Origin of the sequence: Legionella bononiensis (genome assembly GCF_016786215.1) — a bacterium.
Classification (GTDB): Bacteria; Pseudomonadota; Gammaproteobacteria; order Legionellales; family Legionellaceae; genus Legionella; species Legionella bononiensis.
Genome location: NZ_JADOBG010000021.1, coordinates 222107 through 239890, shown reverse-complemented (window position 1 = coordinate 239890; position 17784 = coordinate 222107). Strand labels below are relative to the sequence as shown.

The following is a 17784-nucleotide window of genomic DNA, read 5'->3' as shown; positions in this document are numbered from 1 at the left end:
CTTTTTTGGATATTATATCGCTTTTTTTTATTTGAGAGATTTGATTATGACAAAACATGTAATTGTTGGTGCAGGATTAGGTGGTCTTTATACCGCAAATCGATTATTAAACAATGGTGTCAATCCAGAAAATATTGTCATAATCGATCCACGTTCAGGGCTTTATACGAGACCTGGTCACTTAAGCCACCAAACCTTTGAACTGGTTAATAGACATACAAGAATAAATACTGATAAACATTCATCCGCTCATCATATTAAAGAATTAGAGCGCATCATGTATAACGAATTGATTACTAAGGGTGTTCATTTTGTTAATGAGCCGTTTATTCAGTTACAACAACAATCAGAAGAACAACCAAAGGCTGTGATTACTCAAAAAGATGATGGCTCCCATGGTATTTACCCCGCTGATTTTGTATTTGATTGCACAGGTAAAGATGGGCATGTGGCATGTTCTGTAAATAGTCATTTAGAAAGTACAGGTTTAGAGTCTGCTTTTAAATCCAAGCCATTAGTTGAGATTAATCCAATTCCGGATCACCTGGTTGCCCAGGTAATAATTCCTGAACATGATTCATTAATTGATTTTGTAGGTAATGAAGCGACAGTACCTTTGCATTTCAAGAGATTCTCATCTCAAAAAAATATTGAGGCTAGAGAGAAATTACAATCATTAGGCTGGCCTTATCAGGCATTTCCTTCGTTTTATACATATCCGCAGAGTGGGACAAATAAAGTGTGTCTGTATATGGAAACTCCACCTGATTTACCTAAGGAGCAACAAGATGCATGGATAAAACTGTTATTAAATATTTATAGTTATGGTTTGGTGACAGACTATTCAGAGTTGAAACCTTCCCAAAAATATGACGAAAAACCAAGGGTTTTGGCATTTAAGAGTAAACCTCATCTATTAAACAAAGTAGTGTTTCAATCGAATGATTTACCGGTAGTTATCGTTGGTTTTGATGCTTTTAAGGGCTTTGATTATCGCCTGGCCAATGGAGTAAATTCAGGAATTAGTTGTTTTGAGCTCATGTTGAGACACATTAACATTGATGATGGTAGGATACAAAGTGTTGATTCAGATGCAATTGAACATGATTTGTTTGAGTATGTGAATAATCAATATAAAAATAGACTTGTTACCCTATTAAGTACGCGTCAAATGGCGATTGAGCACGGCTATGAATATTTCAGTGATAGGTACAACGATGCTGTCGAAGACTTGCTGCAACCCTCTGGTGCTAAAAAGAAACTGTTTCAATCGATCTCGGGTGAGCTTGCTTATCAAGGCGCACTAGATCGATTTTCCAAACTGGGAGCCAGAGATAAGTCAACGGTGACGAGTCTTGAAACATTAAACAATTGCTTGAGTTTGTTAATAAAAGCCAGTCATCGTATGCCTCCTAGTGATACTATCGCACATCATGATACCAACGCTAAATTAAAATCGATAATTAATGATATACGTTTAGAGATCGCTGCTTTAAATAGTGAACAAATTGTAATGAGAGGCCGTGATAATAACGCTCGAGTAAAGACTTTGTTTGAAAGTATAAAGTACAATTTTGAACAACTACAAGGAACATTCTCAAATCGTGCAATTCAAAATAAAGCCAATGAAATCATAGAGCGAATTGATCAAATGAGTGCATCCTCCTCTTCCTCTATAGGTTCAGGAGCAACACTGGAGTTAAATAGCGGTAGTGATCTCTTATTGTCCTTATTACTCTCCAATATAACCAGAAGATCAACTGTTGGCTCGGAGCCATTCTCTTTTTTCAGACCCCTAACACAACAAAGAACAGGAATTCAATTATTAAGTTTATTCATAATTGAAGATTTGTTTAAAAGATTTAATATTTCTGATGATGACAATGATAGGGAACCCAATTTTTCTTTTAGGAATTGATTTGTATCGATATCCAGATATGTCAAGCAAAAAGTGACGCTGCACAATTCGCATATTGTACAGCGTAAGGATTCATCAAGGGCTGTATTTAGGATCTTATGCCATGGTTTTGAAATCAATGCGTTACATGTATGATATTTGGGGAATTCAATATTATAGAAAATTGTGACTTAGATATATGTATTTCTAACTTGGTGTTTTTTCTAAATGCTGATAGATTACGTATCGATTTAATTGCTAATTACAGGTTTATACCCAATGTTTACCCTTTTGTCACCTGCAAAAAAAATGTTAACGATATCCAAACCCTATAATGATGACACTACGGATCCCGTGTTAATCAAGAACACCATAACACTGGCTAAACTTATGAAATCCAAGTCAATTGAAGAGATTGCGCAATTAATGGATTTATCCAGGGATCTTGCTGTTTTGAATTATGAGCGATACCAACAGTTTCAATTGAAGAACGTTTCTCCCTTGCATTCCTATCCAGCTGTATATTTGTTTCAAGGTGATGTCTATCAAGGATTAGTAGCAAATACCTGGAAGAATGAAGATTTAGAGTATTCCCAATCTCATTTGGGAATTTTATCGGGTCTTTATGGACTGTTAAGACCCATGGATAGAATTCAGCCTTACAGACTTGAAATGGGGGTTCATTTAGTTAATCCCAAAGGTACTAATCTCTATGAGTTTTGGCGTGAACCGATTACTAAGGCTTTAAATGAACGATTAGCTGCTCAAGCTAATCCTGTTCTTATTAATTTGGCATCAACTGAATATTTTAAATCCGTTGATCTCAAAAAAATAAAATATCCAATTGTTACCATTAATTTTTATGAACATAAAAATAATGAAACAAAAATGATCGGGATTTATGCTAAAAAGGCACGAGGCCTTATGGCGAAGTATTTAATGCACAATAGAGTGGATACTATAGAACAAATTAAACATTTTTCTGATTCCGGATACCGGTATAATGAGAAATCCTCATCTGAGCAACACTTGGATTTCATTAGAGATCACTAGTACTCCTTCGCAGAGAAAAAGAGTACCAGGGTGAGTTGATAACTCATCAATTAGTTAAAAACCTCTCGTGACGTGTTCCTGAGAGCTCCTAACTTTTAAAAATGTATATTGAATAATCCTATTTTACAACCTTGATAAGGTTGTTAGCCTCATGAAAGAGGGAATCCATGCAAACCGTGGCAATGTGCTAATTTTTAGGATGGATCCCCACTTTCGCGAGGATGTCGTATAAAAAAGGTTAGGAGTTCTCAGGAATACGTCGTGGAGGGTTGATATCGGAATTTTCAACAAACCCTAAAGCAATAAACTATTTTTTCCAATTATTAACCTGTTATGGGTTGCGAGAACATTATGTGGAATTTAGCTAGCCGGATTCATAAATTGAATCATTTTCCAAATGATGGCGTAGTGTGTTATGCCAAAAGAGATGATGAATTAGGATGTGGTATCAGTGGATCAAAAATACGTAAATACTCCAGTTTAGTGCCTTATTTAATTAATCAAGGGATTAAACATTTAATCATCATCGCTGGCCCACAGTCCAATAATTTACTTGCTGCGCTTCAAATAGCCAGAGAACATCAATTAAAGAGTACTGCATTTTTAATTAAACCAAGAAATACAGAAATTCAAGGTAATTTTAAATTGAGTCGTTTATTTTTAGAGGATCAGGACATTATCTGGGTGAGTCGAGAAGATTGGCATCATGTTGATGAGCTTGCTAATAACTACCTTACTGAACTTAAAGAACCCGGTTTTGTGCTTACAGAAGGAGCCAGTGTCGCAGCAGCAATGGATGGGGCGTTAACTATAGCTACAGATATAATCCATAATGAACAAGCATCGGGTGTTATTTTTCAACACATTTTTGTTGATGCAGGTACGGGTTTTTCCGCTGCCGCATTAATTAAAGGGTTGACCGAACTAAAACATCAAGCATCGATTCATGTACTTTTATTGGCTGATGATGAAGGAACCTTTAGATTAAAACTGAATGATTGGAAGGTGCCGATTCCTCCACAGGTCGATTGTTTTTACCCGGATACAGCGAAATCATTCGGTTCTGTAAATCAAATAATTAAACATGAAATCAGACGATTGGCTCGAGAAGAGGGGATTCTGGCTGATCCCATCTATGCTGCAAAATTATTTCATTCAGCGAGAAATTATATTGAGAACAAGAGATTGAAAGGTAATGTTCTGATTATTCATTCAGGAGGAACCTTAACTATGGCTGGATTTGATTTTTAGTGCCTTGAATTGGTACGTCTTAATTACCCAAAGGCAAGTCATCCGGATTACAACGCGTCCAATTAGTAGTAAGTTTTTTAGGCAAAAAGATCGTAGTTTCTTTTCAAATGTTATTAGAATGTCCTTCTCCCTTCGTGGGAAGGTCATTTCGTGTGGAATCTAACGTGTCCAATTAGTCGTAAGTTTTTTAGGAAAAAATGATCTTTGTTACTTTTCCAATGTTAGTAGAATGTCCTTCTCCCTGAGGGAGAAGGTGCCGTCAGGCGGATGAGGGGATCAAGCATCAGAGTCTAAATTGTTATGATAGTTTGTCTATGTATTATCCTACTCATTTTGCCTACACTAATTATGCTGACCTCCATCTACCTCACTTATTAACCTTTTTTCGATACAAACAAAATCCACACAATAGTCCCCAAAAGGAAACGTAGCAACTAACTCCATTCATTTAATCCATTGTAGGGTGGGTTAAGTATTTTAATTGAACATTAACATGTTTTAAGATCCCCTCATCCGCCTGACGGCACCTTCTCCCTGAGGGAGAAGGACATTTTAATCACATTGGAAAAGGAACATTGGCATTTTGCCAAGAAAGACTTAAAGTTAATTGGAAGTGCAATTGTTGCTTATTCTGAATTTTAAGATCAACTTCAATGTGTTAATGTCTTATTCCATTGTATTAAAATCACATTAATTCCTCTCGACCCCTTGAAATTCAATAATCTACCCTTATATGGATCTCATCATTTAGTTAATGAGTAACAGGAGATCGGATAATGGTTAGTAAACAACAAACAATGGGTTTTCAAACCGAAGTAAAGCAGATGCTGCATTTGGTTGTCCATTCATTATACAGTAATAAAGAAATTTTCCTAAGAGAGTTAATATCGAATTCATCTGACGCCTTGGATAAATTACGATTTTTAGCACTTTCTAATAGTTCACTTTTTGAAGACGATTCTGATTTAAAAATTACAATTCAGGTTAATGAAAAACTTAAAACCATTACGATTTCTGATAATGGGATCGGAATGAGTTGGGACGAGGCAGTTGAGAACCTCGGTACTATAGCTAAATCTGGTACTAAAGAATTTATGAGTCAGTTAACTGGTGAGAATGCCAAAGATTCACAGTTGATTGGTCAATTTGGAGTAGGTTTTTATTCCGCATTTATTGTAGCCGATAAAGTAACCGTAAAAAGTCGACGCGCTGGTTTAAAAGCCGATGAGGGAATTGTTTGGGAGTCTACTGGTGATGGCGAGTTTACTATTGGCTTTGAGAAAAAAGCATCTCGTGGTACAGAGATAACCTTACATTTGAAAGATGAAGACGATGAGTTCCTTAGCAACTGGAGAATTCGTAGCATAATCAGTAAATATTCAGATCATATTTGCTGGCCTATAGAGATGAAAAAAATCTCTGAAGAGGACAAAGAATCCAAAGAATTTGAAACAGTAAATAAAGCCACCGCATTATGGACTTTGCAAAAGTCCGACATTAGTGATGAGGAATATAAAGTACTATACAAGCATATTTCCCATGACTATATGGATCCGCTTGCCTGGTCTCATAACCATGTAGAAGGGAAACATGAATACATTACTTTACTATATATACCTGGCCATGCACCTTATGATTTATGGCAGCAGGAAGTAAAACATGGATTGAAACTTTATGTTAAACGCGTATTTATTATGGATGACGCAACTCAATTTTTACCCAGATATTTACGATTTGTTAAAGGTATCGTTGATGCCAGCGATTTACCGTTGAATGTATCTCGAGAAATTTTACAAGATAATAAACAAGTCGAAAGCATCCGTGCCGCTTGTACCAAGCGTATTTTATCCATGTTGGAAAAAATGAGCACAAACGATAAGGAAACCTATCAAAAGTTCTGGAATGAATTCGGATTGGTTCTTAAAGAGGGGCCTGTAGAAGACTTTGCTAATAAAGAAGCGATTTCCAAGTTATTGCGTTTTGCCACAACTCATAGTGGATCAGAGAAACAAGAAGTCACTCTAGAGGAATATGTAGGCCGGATGAAGGAAGGGCAGGATAAAATCTATTACATTACTGCATCCAGCTATAATGCAGCGAAAAACAGTCCTCATCTGGAAATATTCAAGAAAAAAGGCATCGAAGTACTGTTGTTGAGCGATAAAATTGATGAATGGCTTGTGGGGTATATGAATGAGTTTGACGGTAAAAAACTGCAATCCATTTCAAAAGGGAAAGTTGAGTTTAATGATGATGAATCAACCGATCACATTAAAGAACAGGAAAAAACTCTGGAGCCTGTAATTAAGCATATTAAAACCATTTTGAATGAACGGGTGAAAGATGTATTGCTTACCAATAGATTAACCGACTCTCCCGCATGCATTATTGCTGACGAACAGGATATGGGTCTGGAAATGCAAAGGATATTACAGGCTGCAGGTCAGCAAGTGCCTACCAGTAAACCCATTTTCGAGATTAATCCCGAACATCCATTGATTACACGTCTGCATGATATTCAAGATGACAGTCAATTTGAGTTGTGGGTAACTATGTTGTTTGAACAGGCTGTTTTAGCTGAAGGCGGTCAATTGGATAACCCTGCCGATTTCGTTAATCGAGTGAATAAGTTGTTGGTTTCATCCTAGCTCTAAGCAGCTGCGTACATTTTTGTGTCTCTCAGGTCTCGTTCCGAGCCTGAGAGACCTTCACTTATTAAAAATGCACTTTGATTAGGGTGTGTTGACAGTTCCGGTTTCTACGTCCCGCGACTTGTTCCTGAGAGAGCCTCACAAAATGTGGTAACTTCTCAATAAGTCCGGGGAAACGTCATCCCGAACACAGTGAGGGATCTCCGGAAAGTGGCACTGTGCCTGGATTTGGAGATCCCTCGTTGCACTCGGGATGACGAACTTCCCTGACTTATTGAGAAGTTACAACATGTGAGCTTAATCAATTGATTTATAATTAACAATCGACGTACCGCGCTTATAAAGAGCTTCAGTTTTGTGACCATTTCTCAGGACTTGTTCGCAGGATCCAGTTCGATCTTGATGAGTTCATTATGTTCGTTAATGGCTATGAATCTCTGGGTTGCGGAGCGTTGGGAATAATTTGATAACTTGTCAACACACCCTGGTACTACGATTCACTGATTCTGTCCTGTAATTCACAAACTAAGAGGGGCATTGTGGATTGGTATATTCGTAGCCTGTATTAGCGAAGCGTAATACAGGGAAATAATGGAGTTTGTAGCCACTTAGATCCTTTATTACGCTTCGCTAATACAGGCTACTCAGGATTAACTTAATGGCAGTGACTAATAGGCGGACTCATAGTATCAACTCGCTAAAGACGCAATGCCAAATCCCATCGATGTCCATCTACTGTATAAATCTGTAATTGATAGGGCCCTGGCAGGAGTTTTATTCCTTTCGAGAAGAGTAAACTAATTTCTGCTTTTGCACTTTCAGGAGCAACCAGGCCATACATCCCGACCTTAACTTGATTGTACGCGTATACATTCTTAATAGCCGTTTGGGGTAAAGCACGAAGTTGGGATGCAGTCCAAGACCTAACGATATTTTGAGTGCCATCCAACAATTCAATACGCATGATATAAACAGGAACCACACTGGGACCGCCATCTACATACATTTTAAAGCGCACAGAATTTGCATCTAATTGCCCGTCATTTAAAGACAGATGAAACCGGTCTGGATTTACTGGACCCACATGATAGCGAGAAAAAACGGATCCACGATAATAATCATACGTTCCTACGGTAAAAAGTACTGTGAATATAAAACATCCGAGTGCTGCTCTTTGCATTGTCTCCAAAGACCATGGACCGCTTCCCAAAAATAAAAACCAACGTTTGTGCAACAAACTGGGGTAACGCTGAGTCATCCAGCTATCGATAGAATAAACAGATCCCCCAGTCAGAAATAAAGTCAAACCCATAGATAAATTAGAAACGGCCATGGTCCATTCATCCAGACAAGTTGAACCCTGCCAGCCAAACAAAATCATCAAAACAACGCTGATAAATACAGTGACCATTGCTGCGGCACGGGTAAAAAATCCAAAAATCAGCCCCAAACCACTGAGCAATTCCATCAAACTGAACGCAATAATCGCTAGATACAATAAAATAAAATGCTCTAACAAATAACTAACCAAATGACCTGCATCAAACAACACTCCTGGCATCGTACTTTGTAATTTATTAGCCATCCATTGCGGTGCATAAGGATCAAGTTTTTGTGGATCATAAATAAAGCGCCTTGATCCACCTCCCCAAAAAATCCACCCTTGCACAAATCGAATACAAAGAATCCCCCATCCAAGGATTTGCCAGTTTAATGACTCAGTAGAATTAGTTTTATGATGTTCCATCATCTATCTGTGATTATATGCCTTATTATCATGATGCCTTAACTAGAAAAAAAAGATAAGTCTTGAATGAAAATTCAACTATAACGTAACTTCTCAATAAGTCCGGGTAACGTCTTCCTGAATAGTGTGGGAGTAGGGCGCAGAGCCACTTTTAGACTTAAAATCCCTCTCGTTCTCGGGCTGACAAGGCTTAAACAACCAGATGATCTCTGGATACCGCGGACAAGCCGCGGTACGTAGGAGTTTGCGGGTAATTGAAAAATAAATCGTTATGCCTCTTTGAGTGCACAAACTGAGTTGTATTCTTATCCAGATATTTTAAATAAAAAAAAAGGCTCGTTTAACGAGCCTATCGCGAATAAAATATCTCTTATTCGTCAGTCAAGCGAAAATACTTGGTGCCGAAATAACGTTGTAGTTTCTTCCTGATTGTACCACGGCTGATTCCTAACATCTTAGCAGCTTGCAATTGATTGCCACGGCGTTTTTCCATAACAGCCTGAAGTAAAGGTGGCTCAACTTCTGACAATATCATGTCATACAGATCATCAATTGATTTTGTTTTATTTTCGGCAAGAAAGCGGGTGACCAAACTGTACACTAAATCTTGTAAACCTTGTTCTTGTTTGGTGCTTTGAGTAGTCGCTTGTGTATCAATGACATTCATCTTAACTTCCTTATTATTAATTAAATCATACAGTCCAATTGCTTACACGTATTAATGAAAGCAAAATTAATTGTACATGAAGGCTAATTGATTATCTAGATTTTCCAACTAAAACTATGCATTTTATTAGGACAATTCACTGTCTACAAGTTCAAACAAGGAGCAGTCGGATTTTTTTAAAGACAAAGACTCTTTTAAAGCAGACAGTTGATTTATCATTTTATCCGGTTGCATCGGATCGTGATGAAAATCAGAAATATATCGAGATAATTCAATAGCGTTACAATCATATTGCAAGAACTCAGGAACCATCATTTTGTTGACCAGAAGATTACACAGACCAAGAAATTTAACTTTAATCAGAAGCATTGCCATGTGATAGGTTAAGAATGAGGATTTATAGATAATGCACATGGGTTTTTCGAGAAGGGCGCATTCGAGTGAAGCGGTTCCAGATGCAACAATTACAAAGTTTGCTGCGGACATGCATTCGACAGCTTTTCCTTTAATATAGGTCACGGGTAGATTCAATCCAGTAAAATAAGAAGTAATTTTATCTGCATTAATAGTTCCAGCAATTGGGATAACAAAATGAATGCCGGGGTCTTTTTGATGTATTAGTTTAGCCGTGTCTCTAAGAACAGGCATGTGACGTTCTATTTCATGGGTACGACTACCTGGAAGTAAGGCAAAGATACGTGCTTCCATAGGCAGTTCCAATGCAGCTCTGCTGGATAGTGTATCGGTACTTAGAGACATTTTTTCTACCAGGGGATGACCTACAAAGCTTACTGGTACACCTGCTTTTTCATAAATGGATTTTTCAAAAGGCAAAATCACGGCCATTCTATCAATACATTCTTTAATTGTATGAATGCGATTTGCTTTCCAGGCCCAAATCTGCGGGCTGATATAATAGAGTATTTTAAGACCTAATTCTTTTTTGGCATACTTGGCTAGTCTTAAATTAAAACCCGGGTAATCGACAAGAATTAACAAATCAGGCTTTTGCGTTTCAAGATGTTTTTTAATAGCATTTAACGCTTTACGGATTATATTTAAATAGCGAACAACCTCTGTTAAGCCAGTAACTCCATAACGTGCAAGATCAGATACCAGTTCAGCACCGGCTTCTTGCATGTGTTTACCACCAATTCCACTGATGCGTATATCAGGATAAGCAGCTTTTAACTGTTTAATCAGAACGGATGCATGAATATCACCAGATTCTTCACCTGCAATAATGACTATGTGTTTAGGTTTCTGCATAACGTTCAGTGAGATTATTATGAATTAGCGCCGTTATTTGCTCCGCTGTTTCAAGAGCATACCGTCCTTCCTCTCCAGTAACCAATGGAAGACTGTCCTGTTCAATACAGTTAATAAACGCTTTTATTTCTTCCAATAAAGCATCGCCTTTTTCGAACTCCTGGGAGACGCTGGTAATATCAGGAATTCCGGGAAACATTTCACCATTCCCTTTTTTAAAAACAGCGAATTGTTTTTTATGATAATCAATAGAAATATAAGAGTTGTGTTGAAAGATTCGTGTTTTACGTTCAGTTTTAAAACTGATGCGGCTGGCTGTTACATTGGCGACGCAATGATTTTCAAAGGTGATTCTGGCGTTGGCTATATCAATTGCCTTAGTTAAAATAGGTGTGCCCTGGGCAACAATAGAAGTGATTGGGCTTTTTACCATGTTCTGAATAATATCAATATCATGGATCATTAAATCCAGTATGACGTTTACATCTGTTCCTCGAGGATTGAATGGAGCCAGACGTTCAGATTCAATAAATAAAGGGATTTCGAGATAAGGATCTACCGCAAGCCGGGCAGAATTGAATCGCTCCAGATGTCCAACCTGTAATTTGGCGTTATGAATAGCCGCTATATGAATTAATTCTTCCGCCTGAGCCACAGTTTCAGTGATAGGCTTTTCTACTAATACATGTATGCCTTGCTCTAAAAAGGCTTTTGCAATTTCAAAATGCTTGTTTGTAGTGGCTGCTATATTCACCGCATCTACTTTGCCAAATAAATCACGGTAATCAAAAAACGGAGTAACATTAAGCTCCTGTGCTACTGCTTTACTTACATCAGGGTTAACATCACAAACACCAACTAATTCAGCATTAGGAATTGATTGATATTTTTGTGCATGAAATCGACCTAGATAGCCGACACCAATTACTGCGCATCGAATTTTACTCATTGCTAATCATTTGATAATTATTTGTACGCATGATCGCATTTCTTAGGTGATAAATCAATTTTATCTAGGTATTATCTTACACCTTACTATTAGCAGAGAGCAATGCAATGGATTTTGATAAGGTACTGTTGTTGGCGGGAGTGGATGAAGTAGGGCGTGGTCCCTTAGCAGGGGCTGTAATTACCGCGGCTGTAATTTTAAAAGAACCTATTGAGGGGCTGGCTGATTCAAAGAAACTGAGTGAGAAAAAACGAAAGCTGTTGTCGTTACAAATTCAGGAAAAGGCTTTAGCTTTTGCTTATGGGCGTGCTGAAGTAGAAGAAATTGATGAATTAAATATACATCATGCTACCTTACTGGCAATGCAGCGTGCTATAGAAGCCTTACCGATTCAACCAGAAGCCGTTCTGGTGGATGGCATACATATTCCAAGAATCAGTATGCCGTGTAAAGCGATTGTGCAGGGAGACAGTTTGATTCCCGCGATTAGCGCCGCCTCTATTTTGGCTAAGGTATTACGTGACGAGGAAATGGAAGAACTTGATAAAATATACCCCGGATATGGCTTTGCTGGTCATAAAGGTTATCCAACAGTTGCGCACAGAGAGGCTTTGATTCGCCTGGGTCCATGCACTATTCATAGACGAAGCTATGCGCCTGTTGCCGCGTTGCTTTGACTGTAACTATTCATCACAGCTCAAGGAAAAGCCATATTTGGCGCATCTTGGGCGAAAAGCTCTCTAAAAAATGCTCACATAGCCATCTATGCTGCGCTTTTTTAGAGATTTTTTCACCCAACCTGCACTCAAATCTGACTTTTCACCAAGGTTCGAATTAGGTTATGAATCGATTTGCTGATTCGATTAATTCAAGCTGTTGAATAAAATCCGATGTGAGCTGATTGACATTAATATCCCAAAACTGGCTAAAAAGGTTACCATTGCGGTACCACCATAACTGACCAGAGGAAGAGGGATGCCTACGACAGGAATGATTCCCATGACCATGCCGATATTAACAAAACCTGATAAAAAGAAGGACATGGCGAGACTGGCCGCAAGCAAACGGGTAAATGTAGTTTGGGCATTGCTGGCGATATTCAAGCTTCTAAGAGAAATCAAAACTATGAGTGCGATAATCGCAAACCCTCCTGCAAATCCAAACTCTTCACCACTTACAGCAAAGATAAAGTCTGTCGCATGCTCTGGTAAAAAATTCAGATGTGACTGGCTGCCTTCCAACCAGCCTTTGCCCATTAGACCACCAGAGCCGATAGCTATTTTTGATTGGATAATATGATAACCTGAACCAAGTGGATCCTGTTCCGGATCAAGAAGGGTATAAACACGTTGCTTTTGATAGTCATGCATTACATGCCATACCACAGGAACTGCCAAGCCCATCAGTACGACAAGTAATAAAATAAATTTAAAACGAATTCCAGCGAGAAATACCACACATAAGCCTGCTGCAGCTACCATGATCGCTGTCCCCAAATCTGGTTGTTTGGCGATTAACAGTGCGGGAATAAAAATGATTATTGAGGCAACAGATATCGATCGGATACTTCCGGGATGAGCTTGTCGGTCAAAGTACCAGGCTGCCATCATGGGAACAGCAAGTTTCATTATCTCAGAAGGTTGGAAGCGGAACAGACCCAATTCGAGCCAACGCTGTGCTCCTTTACCAATTTTACCCATTAACATTACAGCCAGGAGAAGCCCTAAACCAATTCCATAGATCCATGGAGTCCAGATCTTGTACTTATGAGGGGGAATAAAGCCGAGAACCAGCATAATCAAAGTGGCGATTATGAGTCTCATGGACTGACGCAAAATCATGCCCATATTCGCATTGGAAGCGCTATAGAGTATTAACAGTCCAAAGGTAATTAAAGTCAGTAACAAACCCAGCAATGGAAAATCCATATGCAAAGCTTTTGCTGTAAATCGATATACGGGTTTAGAATGATGTCTGTTCATGGATTCACTTTAATTGGATGTATTTGGTAATAGGCGTCCAGGACTTTACGAGCTACTGTTGATGCAATGACATCATTTTCTACTACCACCGCAATAGCTATGTCCGGTTTGTCCACGGGGGTAAAGGCTATAAATAACGAATTATCCCGAAGTGCTTCCGGGATGTCTTCATATTTTGTTTTTTCATATTGTCTTCCGCTGAATACTTGCGCTGTTCCAGTTTTTCCGGCAACAGGGTACGGTGGATTGCGGCCAAATCGATATCCAGTTCCTTCGTTACTGGTCAATACATTATGCATGGCTTCGGCAACCACGTCCCAATTGGATTCATCTTTAAGATAGACAGGGTATTCCTCAACGGGTTTGTATTCATCAATTTCACCGTTATCACTATTGACTGTTTTAGTCAGTAAATGAGGTCTGAATCTTTGTCCATGCTGGCTTAATGAGGCTGTTGCATTAGCCATTTGTAAAGGAGTTGCTAACATGAACCCTTGTCCAATTGCGGAGATTAACGTATCACCGGGGTACCAGGAAACACCTTTAGTTTGCTTTTTCCAGCGTGCACTGGGAATGATTCCATTGGCTTCTTCATGGAGATCTACATGGGTTAATTGACCCAAGCCAAATTTAACCAACATGTCTTCTATATTGGCTATTCCCATTTTATGGCCGAGTTGATAGAAATAGGTATCACAGGATACAGTAATCGCTCGTTTAAAGTTAATAACACCATGTCCTGTTTTTTTCCAATCACGGTATACATGACTGGCTGTAGGCAGTTTGAATTTACCTGGATCCCAGATTTCAGTGGCTGTAGTCACGAACCCTTTATCCAAACCAGCCAATCCTACAAATGGTTTAATCGTCGAGGCTGGAGGATATACTCCGCGTACCGCTCGATTAAATAGAGGTCTTTGTAGGGCATTGGACAAAATTTTATAATCCTTTGTGCTGACCCCACCGACAAAGATATTGGGATCAAAACTGGGCGAGCTCACCATGGCCAATATTTCACCATTGTGAGAATTAATGACGACTACAGCGCCGCGTTTATCTTTAAGCGCGTTATAGGCAGCCTCCTGCAATCTCACATCAAGGCTGAGGTAGAGTTTGGCACCTGAATGAGGATTCACTTTGTTGATGACTCGAAGTGTACGCCCACTGACATCAGTTTCAGTCATTTGGTAGCCTACTTTGCCATGAAGTATGTCTTCATAATATTTTTCTACACCTGCTTTACCGATGAAATTGGTTGCTCGGTAGTTGGTAGGATCCACTTTCTTTAGTTCGTCAATATTGATTCTGCCTACATAACCTAATGCATGAGCTGTCATTTCACCCAGTGGATAATGGCGCATTAATCGAGCTTTGATACTCACTCCTTTAAAGTGGTATTGATTGATTGCGAAAACAGCTACTTCTTCCTGGCTTAACTTGAGCTTGATTGGAATGGGAACAAATGAGCGGTTTTGTGATCGCGCGCGATTAAATGTTTCTACATCATCATCAGTGATAGAAGGGAGTAACTCACGAAGTTTAGCCAGAGTTTTTTTCATGTTACTCACATGCTCTGGAATTATTTCGAGTACATAAACGGGAACGTTCTCTGCCAGTAATACCCCATTACGGTCAAGAATCACGCCTCTGGGTGGCGCTATAGGAATAATACTCATTTGATTTTTTAAAGACAGGGTTTGATAGCGTTTGAATTCCGATATTTGCAGATAAGCCAATCTAAGAACCAATATTAATGACAATATGATTAATATAGCTACTAATAAATTAAGCCTGAAACGCTGATTTTGTGATTCTGCTCGATAATTTTTGAACGACTGATTCAGAGGCATCGCACACAGTAAAGTTTAGGGTACAAACACAAGGTGTTGATAGTAACTTAAAATGGATTTATTTACCAATCCCTATTTATGATATGGATGGTTATTAATAATAGTCCAGGCTCGATATAAGGTTTCCAATAAAATAATTCGAACCATTGGATGAGGGAGCGTTAGTTTGGATAAGGACCAACGTTCATCGCTGAGCTGCATGATCTCACTTGAAATTCCTTCAGGACCACCAATGATGAAACAAACATGGCTGGAGATCTGTTGTAACTGGGTAATTTTTATGGCTAATTCTTCGCTACTGAAGCTTTTACCTTCAATATCCAGAGCAATAATACGTGCACCATTAGGTAATGCTTCACGGATCAGGGCGGATTCTTTTTCCATGATTCGTGATAGATCAGATGACTTGCTCCGACTAATCAGAGGGATTTCAATAACTTTTAACTGAATACCCTCTTTGAATCGTTTGATGTAATCATTTGAGCCTTTAACTACCCAGTCAGGCATTTTATTACCCAGGGTAATGACCGTAATTTTTAACATATCGTGTTTAGGACCCTGGTTGCTCTTCCCACAATCCTTCAAGATTATAAAATTGTCTGCTCTCAGCCTGCATTACATGAAGGATGAAGTCTCCAAAATCAATTAAAGCCCAGTCACCACTTTCCAGTCCAGTAGAACTGAGTGCAGGTAAGCCAGCTATCTTCATATCGTCCATTACTTTTTGAGCTATGGCTTTTACATGACGTGATGCGCGACCAGATGCAATAATCATATAGTCAGTAATGGTTGTTTGTTTATGAACATCAATCACTTTGACATCTATTGCCTGGATGTCTTCGAGTGATTTTAATAAGGTATTTAACATAAGGTTCTGATCAGACATAGGTGTGTTAATCTTCCATCAAAAAGCGCCAAATGATATCAGCAAATGGTCTATATAAAAAGGGTTAATCTTCATTATTCTGAAACCTGAATATGAGTTAACAAAAATTTTATGACTGCAAACAGAACCAGACATCCCAGAGTAGCCATAAACAGGATGCTTAATTGTTGAGTAAATGCTGCGGAATACAGCGATTTAAGTACGGCGATATTCGTTTCACCTGGAGGAATGGCCGTTAAGGACGCTAATTTTCCAGACAGAAACCCACCGATTCCAAGAGACACGAAAAATATACCTATCATCGTGCTTACTTTATTTTTATCTGCAAGAACGGTTATTGCTGATAAACCTACCGGGGAAAGGAACAGTTCAGCCAACGAAATCATTAAATAAGCTGGAATAATAAGAAGTGGTGATAATAAAACGGCTTTATTACTAAAGGTGCTTACCATGGCAATAATGGAATAGGCTATAGTCATGAAGATCATGGCCAGCACGAATTTTTTTCCGGTACTTAATCCGCGCTCAATCAGATTAAGATGATGATGTTTTTTAGCTAAAAAATAGCCAATAATGAGCATCCCGATACTTTGTATTGTAATGTAATAGGGCGGTGGGAATTGAATACCATATAAAGTGGGTTGCACTACTCGGGAAATAAAGAGAGTCAATGACATGAACATTTGGAAATAAAAAGCCCAAAACATCACTGATATAATGCACAGTAAGCCAATGACCAATGTTTGACGCGCTTGATTTGAGTCTTCACGATTTACAGAGTATAAAATATATACGGCAGAAAATAATACAACTAAACCAAACATTAAATTCGCCAGTTTGGGATAATTCAGGATATAAAACGATAAAGCCCATAACCCAGTCATTAAGATGACTGCAAGCACAATATTTTTTAATTCAAAAACAAAAGGATTATAGTCTTTTATTTTATATTGGTGGACGCCGTACAGAAAAACCATAAAGGCAATAATCATTCCTATTGCGGCGCTGATAAAAGAGCCTGACCAACCAAACAGTTCAGTTAACTGGCTTGGTAAGGTAGTACCTAAAATAATACCGGTTGTTATTCCCATATAAAAAATGGTGAACCCGCTTTCCCTTCTCGGTGAACCTACAGGGTATTCATTGCCTAGAAGTGATGAAATATTCGGCTTCAATAAACCGGTTCCAACAGCGATACCAGCCAGGGATGAGGTCAGTGCAAGGTTATTATCCAGAATTGATAAAAGACAATAACTCAAAAATAAAACGAATGCTCCTAATAATGTAGCTCTTTTTTGACCAATCAGTTTGTCAGCGATCCATCCGCCAACTAAAGGTGAGAGGTAGGTAAGTGCCGTAAAAGAACCAACCAAAGCATAAATTTGTTTATCCTGCCATTTAAAATGAAAGGCCAGATACAATGCTAATAATGACTGCACCACGTAAAAGCCGTATCGTTCCCACATTTCTGTAGCAAAAAATATACGTAATGATTTTGGATGTTTATCAGTTTGATTTAACACAGTTCACACTATTTTGTTTTAATTAATTTCAAGTATAACATAGTGTGAAACATAGTGAA

General features: G+C 38.5%; 15 protein-coding genes. 5 read left to right on the top strand and 10 right to left on the bottom strand.

Annotation, left to right across the window (positions count from 1 at the left end):
• Window positions 1–46: 46 nt before the first annotated feature.
• From IZU94_RS13685 to IZU94_RS13675, 3 genes are all read left to right on the top strand, one after another.
• Complete coding sequence (locus IZU94_RS13685) at window positions 47–1918, top strand: hypothetical protein (RefSeq protein WP_203111544.1); 1872 nt, start codon at window positions 47–49, stop codon at window positions 1916–1918.
• Between the two features lie 258 nt (window positions 1919–2176).
• Window positions 2177–2950 carry a peroxide stress protein YaaA gene (gene yaaA / locus IZU94_RS13680; RefSeq protein WP_203111541.1) on the top strand — a complete coding sequence of 258 codons (774 nt, stop codon included), beginning with the start codon at window positions 2177–2179 and terminating at the stop codon, window positions 2948–2950.
• Between the two features lie 351 nt (window positions 2951–3301).
• Window positions 3302–4201, top strand: a complete 900-nt coding sequence (locus tag IZU94_RS13675; protein WP_203111538.1) for a 1-aminocyclopropane-1-carboxylate deaminase — start codon at window positions 3302–3304, stop codon at window positions 4199–4201.
• 342 nt (window positions 4202–4543) lie between these two features.
• On the opposite strand, the gene IZU94_RS18455 is transcribed toward IZU94_RS13675, so the two are convergent.
• On the bottom strand, window positions 4544–4645 hold the full coding sequence (locus IZU94_RS18455) for a DUF559 domain-containing protein (protein ID WP_203111535.1): 102 nt from the start codon (window positions 4643–4645) through the stop codon (window positions 4544–4546).
• 332 nt (window positions 4646–4977) lie between these two features.
• Here IZU94_RS18455 and htpG point away from each other — a divergent pair, with 332 nt between their 5' ends.
• Window positions 4978–6849: a molecular chaperone HtpG gene (gene htpG / locus IZU94_RS13665; protein WP_203111527.1), complete on the top strand. Its 1872-nt coding sequence runs from the start codon at window positions 4978–4980 to the stop codon at window positions 6847–6849.
• 700 nt (window positions 6850–7549) lie between these two features.
• Here htpG and IZU94_RS13660 read toward each other — a convergent pair.
• The 4 genes from IZU94_RS13660 to IZU94_RS13645 form a co-directional block, all read right to left on the bottom strand.
• Window positions 7550–8602 carry a TQO small subunit DoxD gene (locus IZU94_RS13660; protein WP_203113969.1) on the bottom strand — a complete coding sequence of 351 codons (1053 nt, stop codon included), beginning with the start codon at window positions 8600–8602 and terminating at the stop codon, window positions 7550–7552.
• Between the two features lie 367 nt (window positions 8603–8969).
• Window positions 8970–9266 carry a helix-turn-helix domain-containing protein gene (locus IZU94_RS13655; protein ID WP_018576869.1) on the bottom strand — a complete coding sequence of 99 codons (297 nt, stop codon included), beginning with the start codon at window positions 9264–9266 and terminating at the stop codon, window positions 8970–8972.
• A gap of 126 nt (window positions 9267–9392) precedes the next feature.
• Entirely contained in the window at window positions 9393–10535 is a 1143-nt protein-coding gene (gene lpxB, locus IZU94_RS13650; protein ID WP_203111521.1) for a lipid-A-disaccharide synthase, read from the bottom strand.
• On the bottom strand, window positions 10522–11484 hold the full coding sequence (locus IZU94_RS13645; protein ID WP_203111518.1) for a Gfo/Idh/MocA family protein: 963 nt from the start codon (window positions 11482–11484) through the stop codon (window positions 10522–10524). The genes lpxB and IZU94_RS13645 overlap by 14 nt, the downstream gene beginning before the upstream one ends.
• Before the next feature lie 107 nt (window positions 11485–11591).
• Between IZU94_RS13645 and rnhB the strand changes: the two genes are divergently transcribed.
• Window positions 11592–12161 carry a ribonuclease HII gene (gene rnhB / locus IZU94_RS13640; protein ID WP_203111515.1) on the top strand — a complete coding sequence of 190 codons (570 nt, stop codon included), beginning with the start codon at window positions 11592–11594 and terminating at the stop codon, window positions 12159–12161.
• Between the two features lie 186 nt (window positions 12162–12347).
• Here rnhB and rodA read toward each other — a convergent pair whose 3' ends face one another.
• From rodA to IZU94_RS13615, 5 genes are all read right to left on the bottom strand, one after another.
• The gene (gene rodA / locus IZU94_RS13635) at window positions 12348–13466 is read right to left on the bottom strand and encodes a rod shape-determining protein RodA (protein ID WP_058473138.1); all 1119 of its coding nucleotides are present in this window, start codon (window positions 13464–13466) and stop codon (window positions 12348–12350) included.
• The gene (gene mrdA, locus IZU94_RS13630; protein WP_203111512.1) at window positions 13463–15316 is read right to left on the bottom strand and encodes a penicillin-binding protein 2; all 1854 of its coding nucleotides are present in this window, start codon (window positions 15314–15316) and stop codon (window positions 13463–13465) included. Before mrdA ends, rodA begins: the two co-directional genes overlap by 4 nt.
• Before the next feature lie 72 nt (window positions 15317–15388).
• Complete coding sequence (gene rlmH / locus IZU94_RS13625; RefSeq protein ID WP_203111509.1) at window positions 15389–15859, bottom strand: 23S rRNA (pseudouridine(1915)-N(3))-methyltransferase RlmH; 471 nt, start codon at window positions 15857–15859, stop codon at window positions 15389–15391.
• A gap of 7 nt (window positions 15860–15866) precedes the next feature.
• Entirely contained in the window at window positions 15867–16202 is a 336-nt protein-coding gene (gene rsfS / locus IZU94_RS13620) for a ribosome silencing factor (protein WP_203111506.1), read from the bottom strand.
• Between the two features lie 74 nt (window positions 16203–16276).
• Window positions 16277–17725: a peptide MFS transporter gene (locus IZU94_RS13615; RefSeq protein ID WP_203111497.1), complete on the bottom strand. Its 1449-nt coding sequence runs from the start codon at window positions 17723–17725 to the stop codon at window positions 16277–16279.
• Between the last annotated feature and the right edge of the window lie 59 nt (window positions 17726–17784).